The 15,388-nt window shown below is 68.9% G+C and carries 14 protein-coding genes; 6 read left to right on the top strand and 8 right to left on the bottom strand.

Annotated elements, in window-relative coordinates; genetic code table 11:
• Window positions 1-9 precede the first annotated feature (9 nt).
• Entirely contained in the window at window positions 10-870 is an 861-nt protein-coding gene (locus AC1IQ6_RS02630) for an isocitrate lyase/PEP mutase family protein (RefSeq protein ID WP_485865767.1), read from the bottom strand.
• A gap of 103 nt (window positions 871-973) precedes the next feature.
• Between AC1IQ6_RS02630 and AC1IQ6_RS02625 the strand changes: the two genes are divergently transcribed.
• Window positions 974-1,852, top strand: a complete 879-nt coding sequence (locus tag AC1IQ6_RS02625; RefSeq protein WP_102773373.1) for a LysR family transcriptional regulator — start codon at window positions 974-976, stop codon at window positions 1,850-1,852.
• Between the two features lie 9 nt (window positions 1,853-1,861).
• Here AC1IQ6_RS02625 and AC1IQ6_RS02620 read toward each other — a convergent pair whose 3' ends face one another.
• The 4 genes from AC1IQ6_RS02620 to AC1IQ6_RS02605 form a co-directional block, all read right to left on the bottom strand.
• Window positions 1,862-2,659, bottom strand: a complete 798-nt coding sequence (locus AC1IQ6_RS02620) for a siderophore-interacting protein (RefSeq protein WP_485865766.1) — start codon at window positions 2,657-2,659, stop codon at window positions 1,862-1,864.
• A 23-nt stretch (window positions 2,660-2,682) separates the two neighbouring features.
• Window positions 2,683-3,408 carry a PadR family transcriptional regulator gene (locus tag AC1IQ6_RS02615; RefSeq protein ID WP_485865765.1) on the bottom strand — a complete coding sequence of 242 codons (726 nt, stop codon included), beginning with the start codon at window positions 3,406-3,408 and terminating at the stop codon, window positions 2,683-2,685.
• An 85-nt stretch (window positions 3,409-3,493) separates the two neighbouring features.
• Window positions 3,494-4,300, bottom strand: a complete 807-nt coding sequence (gene proC, locus AC1IQ6_RS02610) for a pyrroline-5-carboxylate reductase (RefSeq protein ID WP_485865764.1) — start codon at window positions 4,298-4,300, stop codon at window positions 3,494-3,496.
• Between the two features lie 32 nt (window positions 4,301-4,332).
• Entirely contained in the window at window positions 4,333-5,466 is a 1,134-nt protein-coding gene (locus tag AC1IQ6_RS02605; protein ID WP_209164666.1) for an alpha-hydroxy acid oxidase, read from the bottom strand.
• Window positions 5,467-5,737: 271 nt separating this feature from the next.
• Here AC1IQ6_RS02605 and AC1IQ6_RS02600 point away from each other — a divergent pair, with 271 nt between their 5' ends.
• The 5 genes from AC1IQ6_RS02600 to dapA are packed head-to-tail and all read left to right on the top strand — an operon-like array spanning window position 5,738 to window position 12,106.
• Window positions 5,738-7,165, top strand: coding sequence for an FAD-binding oxidoreductase (locus AC1IQ6_RS02600; protein ID WP_485865763.1), 1,428 nt, complete (start codon window positions 5,738-5,740; stop codon window positions 7,163-7,165).
• Window positions 7,166-7,192: 27 nt separating this feature from the next.
• Window positions 7,193-8,275 (top strand): ABC transporter substrate-binding protein, encoded by a 1,083-nt coding sequence (locus tag AC1IQ6_RS02595; RefSeq protein ID WP_102773367.1) that lies wholly within the window; start codon window positions 7,193-7,195, stop codon window positions 8,273-8,275.
• Between the two features lie 20 nt (window positions 8,276-8,295).
• Complete coding sequence (locus AC1IQ6_RS02590; protein ID WP_102773366.1) at window positions 8,296-9,384, top strand: ABC transporter ATP-binding protein; 1,089 nt, start codon at window positions 8,296-8,298, stop codon at window positions 9,382-9,384.
• Between the two features lie 4 nt (window positions 9,385-9,388).
• The gene (locus tag AC1IQ6_RS02585) at window positions 9,389-11,164 is read left to right on the top strand and encodes an ABC transporter permease subunit (protein WP_485865762.1); all 1,776 of its coding nucleotides are present in this window, start codon (window positions 9,389-9,391) and stop codon (window positions 11,162-11,164) included.
• Between the two features lie 33 nt (window positions 11,165-11,197).
• A complete protein-coding gene (dapA, locus tag AC1IQ6_RS02580) occupies window positions 11,198-12,106 on the top strand; it encodes a 4-hydroxy-tetrahydrodipicolinate synthase (protein WP_111826016.1) in 909 nt (302 codons plus the stop codon).
• A 355-nt stretch (window positions 12,107-12,461) separates the two neighbouring features.
• Here dapA and AC1IQ6_RS02575 read toward each other — a convergent pair whose 3' ends face one another.
• From AC1IQ6_RS02575 to AC1IQ6_RS02565, 3 genes are all read right to left on the bottom strand, one after another.
• Window positions 12,462-13,289 (bottom strand): IclR family transcriptional regulator, encoded by an 828-nt coding sequence (locus AC1IQ6_RS02575; protein ID WP_485865761.1) that lies wholly within the window; start codon window positions 13,287-13,289, stop codon window positions 12,462-12,464.
• Between the two features lie 125 nt (window positions 13,290-13,414).
• On the bottom strand, window positions 13,415-14,191 hold the full coding sequence (locus tag AC1IQ6_RS02570) for a phytanoyl-CoA dioxygenase family protein (protein WP_485865760.1): 777 nt from the start codon (window positions 14,189-14,191) through the stop codon (window positions 13,415-13,417).
• A gap of 94 nt (window positions 14,192-14,285) precedes the next feature.
• A complete protein-coding gene (locus tag AC1IQ6_RS02565) occupies window positions 14,286-15,374 on the bottom strand; it encodes an AI-2E family transporter (protein WP_485865759.1) in 1,089 nt (362 codons plus the stop codon).
• Window positions 15,375-15,388: the final 14 nt, after the last annotated feature.

Below are 15,388 nucleotides of genomic sequence, written 5' to 3'. Positions count from 1 at the left end.
CCCCCGCCGCTATTGCGCGTCCAGCGCCAGGTAGCGGCGGGTCTGCACGATCTCCTCGCGCTCCTTGAAGCTGGTGAGGCGCTCGGCCAGGGCGCTGCTGTCGCCGGTCTGGCGGATGGCCGCCAGCGTGGCCTGCATGGCATGGATGGCGGCGCGCTGCAGGTCCGACGGAATGATGACCAGGCGATAGCCCATCGCCGCCAGTTCGGGCAGCGGCACCAGCGGCGTCTTGCCGCCGTAGAACATGTTGATGAGCTTCAGGCCGGGCAGGCGCTCGGCGATGGCCTGGATCTGCTCCCGCGTCTCGGGCGCTTCCACGAACAGCATGTCGGCGCCCGCTTCCACGTAGCGCTGCGCGCGCGCCAGCGCGGCGTCGAAGCCCTCGACCGCGATGGCGTCGGTGCGCGCGATCACCAGCGCGTCGGGGTCGCTCAGGGTCTGGCGCGCGATGCGCACCTTGCGGCACATTTCCTCCACGTCGACCAGGCTCTTGTCGTCCAGGTGGCCGCAGCGCTTGGGAAACGACTGGTCCTCGATGTGGAAGGCGGCCACGCCGGCGCGCTCCATGATGCGCACGGTGCGCTCGACGTTGGCCGACCCGCCGAAGCCGGTGTCGGCATCGGCCACCACCGGCAGCCCGCTGGCGTCGACGATTTTTTCCACGCGGTCCATCACTTCGGTAAAGCTCAGCAGGCCGATGTCGGGGTAGCCCGCGGCGCGCGCGATGGCGCCGCCGCTGGCGTAGACCGCCGGAAAGCCGGCCGCGGCCACCAGGCGGGCCGACATGCCGTCATAGGCGCCGGGCGCCACGACGACGTCGGCGGCCAGGCGCTGGCGCAACAGGGTGCTGGGTTTGACTGGGGCGTTCATGCGGATTCCTTGAAGGACGTATCGGATGCGTCCATGATCGTTCCGCGACACTAGAATGTCCAATATATGGAAAATTGATAATTAATACTTTCTAAATACCGATATGGAACTGCGCCACCTGCGTTATTTCGTCGCCACCGCCGAGGCCGAACACTTCACCCGCGCCGCCGAACAACTGGGCATGGCGCAGCCGCCGCTGTCGCAGCAGATCCGCCAGCTGGAGCAGGAAGTCGGCACGCCGCTGTTCGACCGCAACGGCCGGGGCGTGGCGCTGAACGACGCGGGCCGCGCCTTCCTGGCCTGCGCGCAGGACATCCTGCAGCGCGCCCAGGCGGCCGTGCTGACCGCGCAGCGGGCGGCGCGCGGCGAGGTCGGCGAGCTGACGTTGGGGTTCACGGAATCGGCTTCGTTCAACGGCGTGGTGACCGGGCTGATCCGGCAATACCGCCAACGCTATCCGGAAGTGGAGATGACGCTGTCGCAAGGCGATAGCGAAACGCTGGTGGCGCAGCTGCGCAGCGGCGCGATAGACGCGGCCTTCGTGCGGCCGCCCTTCGCGCTGGACGGCGGGCTGGCCTTCACGCAGCTGGCGCAGGAGCCGCTGGTGGTGGCGCTGCCGCTGGGCCATCGCCTGGCCGGCGCGGCGCAACTGGCGCCCGCCGACCTGGCGCGCGAGCGCTTCATTCTGTATTCGCGCAAGTCAGGTTACGGGCTGAGCGCGGACATCATGGCCGCTTGCCGGCAGCAGGGGCTCAACCCCAGCATCGGCCAGCGCGCGCCGCAGCTGTCTTCGGCGGTGAACCTGGTGGCGGCGGGCATGGGCGTGGCGATCGTGCCGGATTCGCTGCGCCATCTGCGCCCCGACGGCGTGGTGTACCGTCCGTTCGCGCTGGACTGGCCGCGCGCCGTGCTGGGCCTGGCGGTGCGCCAGCCCGGCGCGGGCGCGCGCGTGCGCAACCTGCTGGCGCTGGCCGCGGCCTGAGGCCGCCGTTCAGTCTTCGTGCGACTCGTGCACGGCGGCCGCGCCGCGCTTCCAGTAGCTGGCGGCGCGGATGCGGCGCTTGTCCACGCCATGGCCCGCCACCATGATTTCGCGCAGCGCCTTGGCCACGGCGGACTCGGCCGCGATCCACACATAGCCTTCGCCCGGCGGCAGGCGCAGTTCGCGCGCCGCGTCCAGCAGCGCGGCGCCGTCGCGGTGCAGCCAGCGGACCGTCGCGCGCCCGGGGCTGGCCAGCGCGATCTCGTTGGCGGCATGCGGCACTTCGATCAGGGCCAGCGCCTGCGCGGTCTCGGGCAGCTCTTCCAGGCGGCGCGCGATGGCGGGCAAGGCGGTTTCGTCGCCGATCAGCAGGTGCCAGTCAAAGCCCGTGGGCACCACGAAGGAACCGCGCGGCCCGGCTATGCCCAGCCGCTGGCCGGGCGCGGCCTGTTCGGCCCAGGTCGAGGCGGGGCCGTCGCCGTGCAGCACGAAGTCGATCACGAGTTCCCTGCGCGCCGCGTCATAACGGCGCGGGGTGTAGTCGCGCGCGGCTGGACGGGGCGCGCCTTCGGGGAACGTGATGCCGTCCGGGCCGAAGCTGGGCAGGACCGGCGGCAGCGAAGGGTCGGGCGAAAAGAAAAGCTTCACGTGGTCGTCGAACGAGGCGGAGACGAAGTCGTGCAGGTCGTCGCCGGTGAAGGTGACGCGGGCCAGCAGGCCGGCGATGCGCTCGACGTGTGCCACGGTCAGCACGCGCGCCTTCAGTTCGTGGCGGACGCGTTCGACATTGAGGTCGGTGCGGGTCATGGATACTCCAGGAAGGTACGGAATCAGGAACAGGAGCCCGTGATTTCCGCCGTGGCGCGCGCCAGGATGGCCGCGATGCGCCGCTGTTCCTTGGGCGCGGCGTCGGTGCGTTCGAGCAGCGCGCGCTTGAGCGCCTGGCGGGCCTCGACGAATTCCGGCAGCCAGCCGGTGGCGGCGTCCTCGCCCTCCGGGCCGGTACTGCGCGGCTGGCCGCTCCAGGCCTGGCGCATCCAGTCCATCTTGCGCGCCACGTGCTTGAACTTGTTGAACATGAGCGACAGGCGCTCGCGGTTGGCGTCCAGGCGCTCGCGCCCCGCCGGCGCCAGGTGGTAGCGCTTCTTGGCGCCGGCCTGCTCGACCGTGGCGTAGCCCAGCTCTTCCAGATAGGTCAACGCCGGATAGACCATGCCGGGGCTGGGCGTGTAGAAGCCGTTGCTGAGCGCGCCCAGCGCCTTGATGAGTTCATAGCCGTGGCTGGGGTTCTGTTCCAGCAGGCCCAGCAGCATCAGCTGCAGGTCGTCGCCCGAGACCTTGCGGCTGCGGTTCCAGCCGCCGCCGTCGCCGCCCAGGCCTTCTGGCTCGCCGCGCCCGCCGGGCGGGCCGGAGAACCAGTCGCTGCCCGCGCCGGCATGGCGCTGGTGATGGGCGTGGCGGCCGTCGTGGTCTTGCGGCCGCACGGCCTCGTGAGCCTTGTTCCGCGCGCGGCGCGGGCCGCGCGGGAACGCGGTCAGGAATTGGGGTTGACGCATGGGACCTCCTCGGAACGTATCGTACGATATATATCGTACGATATAGTTCCGATAGGCCTTCCGTCAAGCCCGGGGCGCGGGCGCCCTATCCCGCGGCCAGTTCCCGCGCGCGTTGCCGGGCGCAATGCACGGCCCGGGCGATCGCCTCGGCCACGCCGGCTTCGCGCATGTGCGACAGGGCCGCGTGGGTGGTGCCGCCCTGGGAGGTGACGCGGTCCTGCAGCTCGGACAAGGCGGTGTCTTCGGCGGCGGCCAGCGCGGCCGCGCCGCGAAACGCCGATACCGCCAGCCGGCGCGCTTCGGCGGGCGCGAAGCCCAGTTCGACCGCGCCCTGCTCCAGCGCGGCCATGAAATGGAAGACGTAGCCCGGCCCGCTGCCGGTCACCGCGGTGACGGCGTCGATCATGGCTTCGCTGGCGGTCCAGATGCGTTCGCCCACCGCCGCGAACAGGGCGTCGGCCAGCGCGCGTTCGCGCGGCCCGCAGGCCGGCGTGGCGTACAGACCCGTCATGCCCAGGCCCACCTTGGCCGGCGTGTTCGGCATGGCGCGCACGATGCGAGCATGGCCGCCCAGCCAGTCCGACAGCGCGGCCAGTTCGACGCCGGCCGCGATGCTGACCACGACGGCCTCGGCCGACAGATGACGCCGGACCTGCGCGCAGGCCTCGCGCAGCACCTGCGGCTTGGTGGCCAGCACGCACAGCGCGGCGTCGCCCAGGCCGGGACCGGGCAGCTCCACGCAGGCCAGGCCGCGCGCGGCCAGGGCCTCGCGCGTGGGCGCGTAGGGCTCCACCACCAGGAAGTCTTCCAACGCCCTGCCCTGGCCGAGCAGGCCGTCGATGATGGCCGAGGCCATGTTGCCGCCGCCGATGAAAACGATTTTTTCGCGCATGGATGTTCCGATGAAGGTTGCAGGCGTGGAGCTCAGCGCCGCCGCACCGCGCCCGCGTTCAGGGCGTCGATGCGGCTGCGGCCCAGCAGCCTGAGGGTGTTTTCGAGTTCGGTGCGCAGAATCGCCAGCACCTCGTGCGCGCCGGCCGGCCCGCGGCCCGCCAGGCCGTACAGCGGCGCGCGGCCCAGCAGCACGGCGCGCGCGCCCAGCGCCACCGCCTTGGCGATATCGCTGCCGCGGCGCACGCCGCCGTCGACCATGATTTCCAGCGAGCGTCCCAGTTCGGCCGCCACCTCCGGCAGGATTTCCAGCGGGCATGGCGCGCTTTCGAGCTGGCGGCCGCCGTGGTTGGACAGGACGATGCCGTCGACGCCGCGCGCCCGGGCGCGGCGCGCGTCGGCCAGCCCCTGGATGCCCTTGATGACGATGCGCCCGCGCCAGACGCGGCGCAGCCAGGCGACGTCGTCCCAGCTCAGCGCCAGGTCCATCTGGCGGCTGAGCGCCGAGGCCTGTTCGGTGATGTTCTCGCGCGCGTTGGAGCTGACGGCCAGGTTCTTCAGCTGCGGGCCGCCGTGGCGCAGCATGCGCCAGCACCAGCCCGGATGCGCGGCCAGGTCCAGCAGCAGGCGCGGCGACGGCCGCAGCGGCAGCTTGAAGCCGTTGCGCTTGTCGTGGTCGCGGTTGCCGTGGACCGGCACGTCCACGGTCAGGAACAGCACGGTATAGCCGTTCTGCCAGGCGCGGTCCATCAGGTGCTCGGCGATGCGGCGGTCGCGCTGCACGTAGAGCTGCAGCCAGAGCTCGCCGGAGGTCGCCGCGCGCACGTCTTCCAGCAGGGAAGTGGACGCGGTCGACAGCACGAAAGGCAGGCCGGCCCGGTGCGCGGCGCGCGCCAGGTGGACGTCGGCGTCGGGCCAGAACAGCCCGTTCAGGCCGGTGGGGCCGACGGCGGCCGGCATGGCGGCGGTGGCGCCCAGCAGCGGCGTTTCCAGCCGGCATTCGGAGACGTCGACCAGCACGTCCGGGCGGAATTCCAGCGCGGCGTAGGCCGATGCGTTGCGCGTCATCGTCAGGCCGTCCTCCGCCCCGCCTTCGAGGTAATCGAACGCCAGCCGGGGCAGGCGTTTTTGCGCGTGGCGCCGGTAGTCCATCACGCACGGCAGCATTGCAGTTCCTTGTTTTCCATGGCCTGGCGGTGTTTAAAATAAATCGAATACAGAATAATATAATTGTATTTCGATCATTTTGAGCGCCGCAATTCGGATCGCCACTAATCCGCGGTTACGCCCGGCGCACGGGCCTGGGCGAGCGACGCGCTAGCCTAGGACATACCCTAAAATCAATTGCAATTCGATTACTTAAATCGAAAAGCAATTTAAGTAATCGTATGCTGTGCCCGAACGCGCTGGGACTCCAGCGCCCATCGGGACCACAGACATGACCAACGGCAACACCCTGCTAGACGCGCTGACCCAGGCCCTGGGCGCGGACGCCATCCTCCACAGCGAAGCCGACATGGCCGGCTACACCGAAGACTGGCGCGGCCGCTACAAGGGCCCGGCGCTGTGCGTGGCGCTGCCCGGCAACACGCAGCAGGTGTCCGAGGTGGTGCGCCTGTGCCACGCGCACGGCGCGCCGGTGCTGCCCCAGGGCGGCAACACCAGCCTGTGCGGCGGCGCCGTGCCCGCCGCCGGAGGCCGCCCGCCCGTGATCGTGAACCTGGCGCGCATGCGCCGCGTGCGCCGCGTGGACGCGGCCAACAATTCCATGGAAGTCGAGGCCGGCTGCGTGCTGGCCGCAGTGCAGGAAGCGGCGGCCGCGCAAGGCCGGCTGTACCCGATCAGCCTGGGCGCGGAAGGCTCGTGCCAGATCGGCGGCACCATCGCCACCAACGCGGGCGGCACCGGCGTGCTGCGCTACGGCAACACGCGCGACAACATCCTGGGGCTGGAAGTGGTGCTGCCCGACGGCTCCATCTGGGACGGCCTGACCGCGCTGCGCAAGAACAACACGGGCTATGACCTCAAGCACCTGTTCATCGGCGCCGAAGGCACGATGGGCATCGTCACCGCCGCCGTGCTGAAGCTGCATCCCCTGCCCAGCGCGCACGCCGTGGCCTGGCTGGCGCCGGACAGCCCGCGGGCCGCGCTGGACATCCTGGGCCTGTTCCAGCGGGCCTGCGGCTCGCGCCTGTCGGCCTTCGAAATGATCGACAGCAACCAGCTGGACGTGGTGATGGCGCACGTGCCGGGCCGCAAGAATCCGCTGCCCGGCGCCCATCCCTGGCACGTGCTGGTGGAACTGTCCGACACCGGCGACGACGCCGGATTGCAGGAACTGCTGCAGCAGATCCTGGAGCAGGCCGCGTCCCAGGGCCTGTTGCACGACGCCGTGCTGGCCGCCAACGGCGCGCAGCGCGCCGCCCTCTGGGAAGTGCGCCACAGCGTGTCGGAAGGCAACAAGAAGGCCGGCGTGGGCCTGACCACCGACACCGCCGTGCCCGTATCCGCCGTGCCGCGCTTCATCGACGAAGCCACCCGGGCCGTGCGCGAACTGGCGCCGGGTCTGCCGGTGCTGATCGTGGCGCACCTGGGCGACGGCAACGTGCACTTCATTCCGTTTTTCACCTTCGATGCCTGGAACGCGCTGCCCGACCGCGACGCGATGGCCGCCGCCATCCGGCGCGCGGTCAACGACGTGGCCGCAGCGCTGGGCGGCACCTTCAGCGCCGAACACGGCGTGGGCCGCAGCTCGCTCGCCGAAATGGCGCACTACAAGTCGCCGGTGGAGCTGGCGATGATGCGCGCGGTGAAACAGGCTTTCGATCCCGCCCAGCTTTTCAACCCCGGCCGCTTGCTGCCTTGAGCCGTTCTCAATCCGTAGGAGCCTTCCATGAAACCGATCTCCCATAACGCCTCGCGCCGCAACGCGCTCAAGACCGTGGCCGCCGGCGCCGCCGCCCTGGCCATGCCCATGATCTGGACGCCGTCGCGCGCGGCCTCCAAGCGCATCGTCGTGCGCGACGACGGCGGCATCTACAGCAAGGCCTACGGCGCCGTGTTCTACCGCCCGTTCACCGAGGCCACCGGCATCCAGGTGGTGGGCGTGCAGGCCAACGCCGAGCCCACCGCCCAGATCCGCAGCATGGTGGAGACCGGCAACTACACCTGGGACATGGCCAAGATCAGCCAGCCCGCCATCCTGATGCTGACCGAAGGCGGCAAGGTCTACCTGGAAAAGCACGGCCTGGAATCCGACCCGGTGGTGGCCAGCATTCCCAAGCAGTACATGTCGCCGTATGGCGTCGGCAACAACGTCTATTCCACCGTGCTGGCCTACCGCAAGGATGCGTTCCAGGGCCGCCGTGCGCCGGCGTCGTGGGCCGACTTCTGGGACGTGAAGAACATCCCGGGCCGCCGCGGCCTGCGCAAGCATCCGTTCGACACCATCGAGGAAGCGCTGATGGCCGACGGCGTGCCGACCGACAAGGTCTACCCCTGCGACATCGACCGCGCCCTGGCCAGCCTGGACAAGATCAAGCCCGCGGTGGAGGTGTGGTGGAACACCGGCGCCCAGGTCGAGCAGATGCTGGGCTCCGGCGAGGTCGACATGATCGCCACCTGGGTGTCGCGCGCGCAATCGGCCATCGCCAACGGCGCGCCGGTGGAGATCGTGTGGGACCAGAACATCTGGGGCTGCGACAACTGGTCGATCCTCAAGGGCACGCCCAACGCCGACGCCTGCCGCGAATTCATCAAGTTCGCCTCGGACCCCAAGCGCCAGGCCGCGCTGGTCGAGTATTTCGCGGCCGGCGTCACGCAGCCCGCCGCCTTCGACCACATCAAGCCCGAGGTGGCGCGCAACTGCCCGACCCACCCCGACAACATCAAGACGGGCCTGCACATCAACGCCGCCTACTGGCTGGAGAAGCAGCGCGACGTCATCGAGCGCTTCAACGGCTGGGTCCTGAAGTAATCCCTACCTCGTCGAACATCATGTCCTCCTCCAATCTGCAAATCTCGGGCCTGGGCAAACGCTATGGCGACTTCGTCGCCCTGGCCCCCACCCACCTGGACGTCGCGCGCGGCGAATTCCTGACGCTGCTGGGGCCGTCCGGCTCCGGCAAGACCACCCTGCTGAGCCTGATCGCGGGCCTGGCCCAGCCCGACGAGGGCCAGGTGCTGATCGACGGCGTCGACGTGACCTACGGCGCGCCGTACGAACGCGACATCGGCATGGTGTTCCAGAACTACGCGCTGTTCCCGCACATGAGCATCGAAGAGAACATCGCGTTCCCGCTGAAGATGCGCAAGGTGCCGGCGGCCGAAGCGCGCCGCCGCGCGATGGAGGCGCTGGAGATGGTGCGCCTGCCGCACGTCGCGGCGCGCCTGCCGCGCGAACTGTCCGGCGGCCAGCAGCAGCGCATCGCGCTGGCGCGCTGCATGGTCTACCGCCCCGCCATCATCCTGATGGACGAACCGCTGGGCGCGCTGGACAAGAAGCTGCGCGACCAGATGCAGCTGGAGATCAAGCGCATCCACCGCGAACTGGGCACGACCATCGTCTACGTGACGCACGACCAGGAAGAGGCGATGACCATGTCCGACCGCATCTGCCTGATGAACGGCGGCGCGATCGAACAGCTGGGCACGCCGGCCGACCTGTACTTCCGCCCGCGCACCCTGTTCGTGGCCGACTTCCTGGGCGAATCCAATCTGCTGCGGGGCGTGGTCGAATCGGCGGATGGCGACACCGTCTCGGTCAGGCTGGAACACCAAGGCGTGACCGGCCCCGCGCTGTCCAATGGCGCGCCGCTGCGCGCCGGCCAGAAGGTCACCGTGATGCTGCGCCCGCAGAACCTGCGCGTGAGCGGGGCCGGCGCCCAGGGCCCGGCCCTGGGCGGCAAGCTGCTGGACGTCATGGTCACCGGCAGCCTGACCAAGCTCTACCTGGACACGGGCGTGGCCGACGCGGCGCCCATCGTCGCCGCCCATCCGACGCAGCGGCAGGCCGAGCAGTACGCCATCGGCCAGCCGTTGTCGGTCAGCTGGCAGGCCGCCGACGCCGTCGCCATCCCGGAGTAAGCCCATGACGACCCTCGCCACTCCCCGCAAGCGCATGGGCCAGGGCCGCCGCCACTTCCTGATGGCGGCGCCGCTGGTCGTGCTGCTGCTGGTGCTGCTCATCTACCCGGTGGGCCAGCTGCTGCTGTTGAGCGTCTACGGCGACCAGGGCTTTTCGCTGACGCAGTACCAGCGGCTCTTCGACTCATCCGTGTACGTGAACGTGCTGCTGATCACGCTGAAGATCTCGCTGTGGACCACGTTCTTCTCGGTGGTCGCGGGCTACCCCGTGGCCTACCTGATCTCCAGCCTGTCGGCGCGGCGCAAGACCTCGCTGCTGTTCTGGGTGCTGCTGTCCTTCTGGACCAGCTTCCTGGTGCGCACCTTCGCCTGGGTGGTGCTGCTGGGACGCAACGGCGTGGTCAACCAGCTGCTGCAGGCGCTGGGCATCCTGGATGCGCCGGCCAACCTGCTCTACAACTTCGGCAGCGTGCTGGTGGGCATGGTGCACGCGCTGATGCCGCTGGCGGTGCTGACGATGCTGTCCGTCATGGAAAACATCGACCGCAACCTGCCGCGCGCCGCTTCCACGCTGGGCGCGCGTCCCGGCACGGCGTTCTGGAAGATCTACTTTCCCTTGTCCATGCCCGGCGTGGCCGCCGCCGCCATCATGGTGTTCGTGACCGCCATCGGCTTCTTCATCACGCCGGCCCTGCTGGGCGGGCGCAAGGAAACGATGATCACCCAGATCATCATCGACCAGGTCCAGCAGACCATGAACTGGGAATTCGCCGGCGCGGTGTCGGTGCTGCTGCTGGTGGTGGTGCTGGTGGTGTTCGCCATCTACGACAAGGTGCTGGGCCTGTCGACCATGACCGGCGCCGCCTCGACCCGCGTGCGCGCCTCGGGCCGGGCGGGCCTGGGCCGGCGCGCCGGCGACGCAGCGCTGACGCTGCTGGCCGACGTCTCGGACCGCCTGTTCGGCCTCCTGCCCGGACGCCTGCGGCGCTCGGTGTCGGGCACCGGCCAGTCGCGCACGCTGTGGTGGGTCGTGCTGCTGGTGCTGGCCTTCCTGTCGGCGCCGGCCTTCCTGATGATCCCGCTGTCGTTCGATGCCGGCTCGGGCCTGACCTGGCCGCCCAAGGGCTTCTCGCTGCAATGGTACGAACAGATGTTCACCTCGCCCGTGTGGATGCAGGCGATCACCCGTTCGCTCATCGTCGGCGTGGGCACCGGCCTGCTGGCCATGCTGATCGGCACCCCGGCCGCGTTCCTGCTGGTGCGCGCCAACATGCGCGGCAAGTCGGCCATGCTGGCCTTCGTGCTGTCGCCCATCGTGGTGCCGCGCATGATCATCGCCGTGGGCATGTTCTATTTCTTCGCCCGCGTCGGCCTGGTGGGGTCGGCCGTCGGCCTGATCCTGGCGCACACCGTCGTCGCCGTGCCCTACGTGGTGATCACCATGATGGCCGTGCTGCGCAACTACGACACGCGGCTGGACCTGGCGGCGCAAAGCCTGGGCGCCAGCCCCTGGGCCACGCTGCGCTTCGTCACCTTCCCGATCCTGGGCGCGGGCCTGATGTCGTCGTTCCTGTTCGCCTTCGCCACCTCGTTCGACGAACTGACCATCGCCCTGTTCGCGTCCGGCGGCCTGAACGCCACGCTGCCCAAACAGTTCTGGGACGAAGTGACCCTGCAGATCTCGCCCGTGATCGCCGCGGTCTCGACCTGCCTTTTCATCTTCATTGCCGTGCTGATCTGGCTGGCCGACCGGCTGCGCCGCCGCAGCCTGGCCAACTGATCCGCGCCCGTTTCACCTAACTGGATAGGTTTCATGCTGAACGCAACCCGACTGCGCGGAGTATTCCCCGCCATCCCCACCCCCGTCAACGCCGACGACACCATCAACGCCGCCGCCGCGCAGGCCCTGATCGCCTACCTGCTCAAGCAGGGCATAGACGGCATCGTGCCGCTGGGCGGCACCGGCGAATACGGCGCGCTGGCCCGCGCCGAACGCATCCGCATGTGCAAGCTGACCGTGGACGCCGTGCAAGGCCGGATTCCGGTGATCCCCGGCGTGCTGGACCCGGGCTTTCACGACGCGCTGCAGGCCGGCCAGGAATTCGCCGACGCCGGCGCCGACGCGCTGATGGTGCTGACTCCCTACTACACCACCCCCACCCAGGCCGGCATCCGCGAGTACTTCCTGCGCTACGCCGACGCCTCGCCGCTGCCGGTGATGATCTACGAGATCCCCTACCGCACCCGCATCGCCATCGCCCCCGAAGTGCTGCACGAACTTTCACGCCACGAGAACATCATCGGCATGAAGGCCTGCAACACCGACATGTACCACTTCCTGCGCACCGTGGCCGGCGTGGACGACTCCTTCGCCGTCTTCAGCGGCGAAGACACCCTGCTCCCCGTCCACCTGGCCGCCGGCGCAAAAGGCGGCATCGTCGTCACCGCCAGCCTGCTGCCCACCGCCTGGCGCAAGGTCTACGAACTCGCCTCCCAGGGCCACACCCGCGAATCGATGGCACTGCACCGCCGCCTGATCCCCCTGATGAACCTGGCCTTCGCCGAAACCAACCCCGGCCCCATGAAGTCGGTCATGGACCTGATCGGCGTAAACGCCCCCGAAGTCCTGGACCCCCTGGTCCCCCCCGCCGACGGCCTGCAGGCCGCGCTGCGCAAGGAACTGATTCCGCTGCTGAAGGAATTCGAGGGCATCAACCCCTAACGCCCATCGTCACCCCCACCCCACCGCGCCGCGACCACCCGCCCAAATCAACCCACCACGGATGCCCATGGCAGCCGCCCGCGCGGCTGCCATGGGCGGCCCTGCAAACTCTTCCTCCGACCACAGGTCCAAACGCCGGACCCAAGACGCCGGCAGCCCGGCGGTGTGGGCGGCGTGGCTGTGAGCAACCTCGATTGCGCCCGAGGGAATCCGTAGGGAGCCGAAGGCGGACGAGGATGACGAAGGGGCAGTCCGGAGCGAACGCTCCGGACCGCAATCGCGGGCGCGAACAGCCACGCCGCCCGCGCCGCCGGGCGACCTACGAAGCCCGACAGCAAGGCCGTACAACAACGACCTACCTCGAATAAGCCGAAAACTTGGACTTGGAAATAGAAGTCGCCGCCACCTGCACATGAGGCGCCAGCTCGGCCTCCACCCGTGCAACCGTCCACCGAGTCGTAGGCACGGCAATATTGATCGCAGCCACCGCCAACCCCCGATGATCGATCACCGGCGCCGCCACCGAAATATCCCCCAGCACCGTCTCGTTCACGATGATCGCGTACCCCTTCTCGGCCACGCGCCGCACCCGCTCCAGCAGCTTCTCCGGGTCCACCTCGGTATAAGGCGTAATCGGCTCCAGCCTGGTCTGCGCCAGGATCTCCCGCCGCTGCTCTTCCGACAGCCGTGACAGGATCGCCGTCCCCGACGCCGTGAAATAGGCCGGCAGCCGGCTCCCCACCGCGATATCCACATTCACCAGGTGGTGCCCCGGAAACCGCGCCACGAACACGATCTCGTGCCCGTCGAGCTCCTGCAGATTGGTGGTCTCGCCCAGCGTGCGGCTGATGTCCAGCAGATACGGCGAGGCCTTGTCGATCAGTTCGTTGGCGCGCACATAGTTGTACGAAAACTGCAGCACCTTCGGCGTCAGCCCGTAATTGCGCGTGTCGGGAATCCGGCGCAGATAGCCCAGCGTCTCCAGCGTATAGACCAGGCGCTGCGTCGCGCTGCGGTCCAGGCCCGACGCGCGGGCGACGTCGGCCAGCGTCATATGGCGCTTCGGACCGTCGAACGCATGCAGGACCTGGAAGGCCTTTTCGGTGGAGCCCACGAAGAGCGACGACCGGGTCTCGGTCGCCGCCCGCGTTTTTTCCGTATCGGCAGGGGGTTGATTGCGCACAGGAAACAGCCTATTCGAGTTCTAGGGATGCGGCGCGAGAAATCACGCACGGCCGATCGGGCCATGCGCAGTGCGCTAATATTAATTGTAATTCAATTATTAATAGCAGATTCCAATCAGTTTCCCTATCCGGCAGGGTCCTCCAAGGGCACGCCCGGCTGCGACGCCGAACGCGTGCCGGCCACCGGATGACAGGACTGCGGATGGTAGGTGTGCACCACCGACAGCTTCACTTGCTGGCTGCGGTTGCCCTGGGCGGCGTGCAGCGTGCGGCAATGGAAGAACACCACGTCGCCGGCCTGCAGCGCCGGACAGACCGCGCGCGCGATCCACCCGGCGTTGCGCGGCTCGTCGTCGCGGAAGAATTTCTGGGCGTCGAACTGCTCCGGCGCATACGAAGCCGCGTGCGATCCGGGAATGAAGGAAAGCCCGCCGTTCTCGCGGGTTTCCGGCCCCAGCGCCAGCCAGCAGGACACCAGGTCGGTGTCCGAGAACGACCAGTAGCGGATGTCCTGGTGCCAGCCCGTCAGGCTGCCATAGGCCGGATGCTTGGTCATCACGCAATTGTGGTGCACGGTGGACAGCACCGGCGTTTCGCCGAAATAGCGCCCCAGCCATCGTCCGATGCGCGGATCGGTGGCCCAGCGCGCGAATAGCGGATCGCGCGCGTAGGCGCCCAGCAGCCGCCTGACGGTCAGCCCGCCCTCGGCGGCGCGCGATTCGGGCGCGCCCGGATAGCGCAGGTCGGCCTCGTATTCGATGGGCGCGACGTGGTCGCGCAAATGGCGTTCGGCCACGGCGCGCAGCGCCGCCACCTGTTCGGGGCTGGCGAACCCGCGCAGCACCACGAAGCCCTGCTCGCGCAGGACGGCGATCTGATCATCAATCAGTAATCCAGACATGTCGATCCTCAACCCGCATCACGAGCCGCAAGGCGTCTGCGTACCGGACAGGCGCCGGCATGCGCGGGGACGGCTAGATTACCAAAACCGCGTCCTAGGCCGCCGGCGGATTCACCCGGGCCGCGTCGCGCTCCTGCACCTCATGGTGCACCCATTCGCGCCATACGGCCACCAGCAGGGCCATCAGCACCGGGCCGACGAACAGGCCGACGATGCCCATGGTCTTCACGCCCCCCACCAGGCCGAAGAAGGTCGGCAGGAACGGCAGCTTGACCGGCCCGCCCACCAGGCGCGGACGCAGGGTCTTGTCGACGATGAAGAGTTCCACGCTGCCCCACACCATCAGCGCGATGCCCGCCACCACGTGGCCCGAGCCGACCAGGTACAGCGACACCAGCGTGAACGACAGCGGCGCGCCGCCCGGAATCAGGGCCATGAACCCGGTGACCACGCCCAGCAGCACCGGCGAGGGCACGCCCGCGATCCAGTAGGCGATGCCCAGCACCACGCCCTCGCCCAGCGCGATCAGGCCCATGCCGGTGACGGTGGAGTTGATGGTGGCCGGCACCACGCGCGAAAAGCGCAGCCAGCGCGCCGGCAGGATGCGCTCGCCCAGCACGTCGAGCTGCGCCACCATGCGGGCGCCGTCCTTGTAGACGAAGAACAGCGTGATCAGCATGAACAGCACGGTCAGCAGCAGCTGGAACACGTTGCCCGTGGCCGCCAGGATCATGCGGTAGATATTGCCCAGGTGCTCGCCGCTGACGGCCTCGACCAGCGCGCCCAGCGCGTGGGGCTCGCCGATATAGGTCGCCCAGTACTGGCCCAGGCGTTCGCCCACCACCGGCATCGAAGTGATCCAGGCGGGCACCGCCACGCCGTGCCGGTTGGCCGCGATGGCCCAGGCGAAGAAGGCGCTGGCTTCCTTGATGGCGTAGGACAGCGCCAGCGACATCGGCACGATCAGCACCACCACCACCATCAGCAGCGCCAGCGAGGCGGCCAGCGTGGTGCGTCCGCCGCAGCGCACCACCAGCCGCTGGTACAGCGGCCAGCTGGCCAGGCCTATGATCAGCGCCGCCAGCGCCGGCACCAGGAAGCCGCTAAGGAAATACACCCCCGCCAACAACACGAGCAGCAAAAGCCAACGGGCGATCAGGTAGGCGGGAAGTACGGGCTGCATGGAGCGGATCGACA

Source organism: Achromobacter sp. MUI-25009338 (assembly GCF_057359325.1).
Note: the sequence above shows the minus strand (reverse complement) of the source record. Positions and strands in the feature narration are given on the sequence as shown.

Bases quoted from the DNA above. Each gene is read 5' to 3' on its own strand.
- AC1IQ6_RS02615 (WP_485865765.1), bottom strand. From the start codon at position 3,408: ATGCGTCAACCCCAATTCCTGACCGCGTTCCCGCGCGGCCCGCGCCGC.
- proC (WP_485865764.1), bottom strand. From the start codon at position 4,300: ATGCGCGAAAAAATCGTTTTCATCGGCGGCGGCAACATGGCCTCGGCC.
- dapA (WP_111826016.1), top strand. From the start codon at position 11,198: ATGCTGAACGCAACCCGACTGCGCGGAGTATTCCCCGCCATCCCCACC.
- AC1IQ6_RS02565 (WP_485865759.1), bottom strand. From the start codon at position 15,374: ATGCAGCCCGTACTTCCCGCCTACCTGATCGCCCGTTGGCTTTTGCTG.
- AC1IQ6_RS02630 (WP_485865767.1), bottom strand. From the start codon at position 870: ATGAACGCCCCAGTCAAACCCAGCACCCTGTTGCGCCAGCGCCTGGCC.
- AC1IQ6_RS02600 (WP_485865763.1), top strand. From the start codon at position 5,738: ATGACCAACGGCAACACCCTGCTAGACGCGCTGACCCAGGCCCTGGGC.
- AC1IQ6_RS02620 (WP_485865766.1), bottom strand. From the start codon at position 2,659: ATGACCCGCACCGACCTCAATGTCGAACGCGTCCGCCACGAACTGAAG.
- AC1IQ6_RS02595 (WP_102773367.1), top strand. From the start codon at position 7,193: ATGAAACCGATCTCCCATAACGCCTCGCGCCGCAACGCGCTCAAGACC.
- AC1IQ6_RS02570 (WP_485865760.1), bottom strand. From the start codon at position 14,191: ATGTCTGGATTACTGATTGATGATCAGATCGCCGTCCTGCGCGAGCAG.
- AC1IQ6_RS02605 (WP_209164666.1), bottom strand. From the start codon at position 5,466: ATGCTGCCGTGCGTGATGGACTACCGGCGCCACGCGCAAAAACGCCTG.
- AC1IQ6_RS02590 (WP_102773366.1), top strand. From the start codon at position 8,296: ATGTCCTCCTCCAATCTGCAAATCTCGGGCCTGGGCAAACGCTATGGC.
- AC1IQ6_RS02585 (WP_485865762.1), top strand. From the start codon at position 9,389: ATGACGACCCTCGCCACTCCCCGCAAGCGCATGGGCCAGGGCCGCCGC.
- AC1IQ6_RS02625 (WP_102773373.1), top strand. From the start codon at position 974: ATGGAACTGCGCCACCTGCGTTATTTCGTCGCCACCGCCGAGGCCGAA.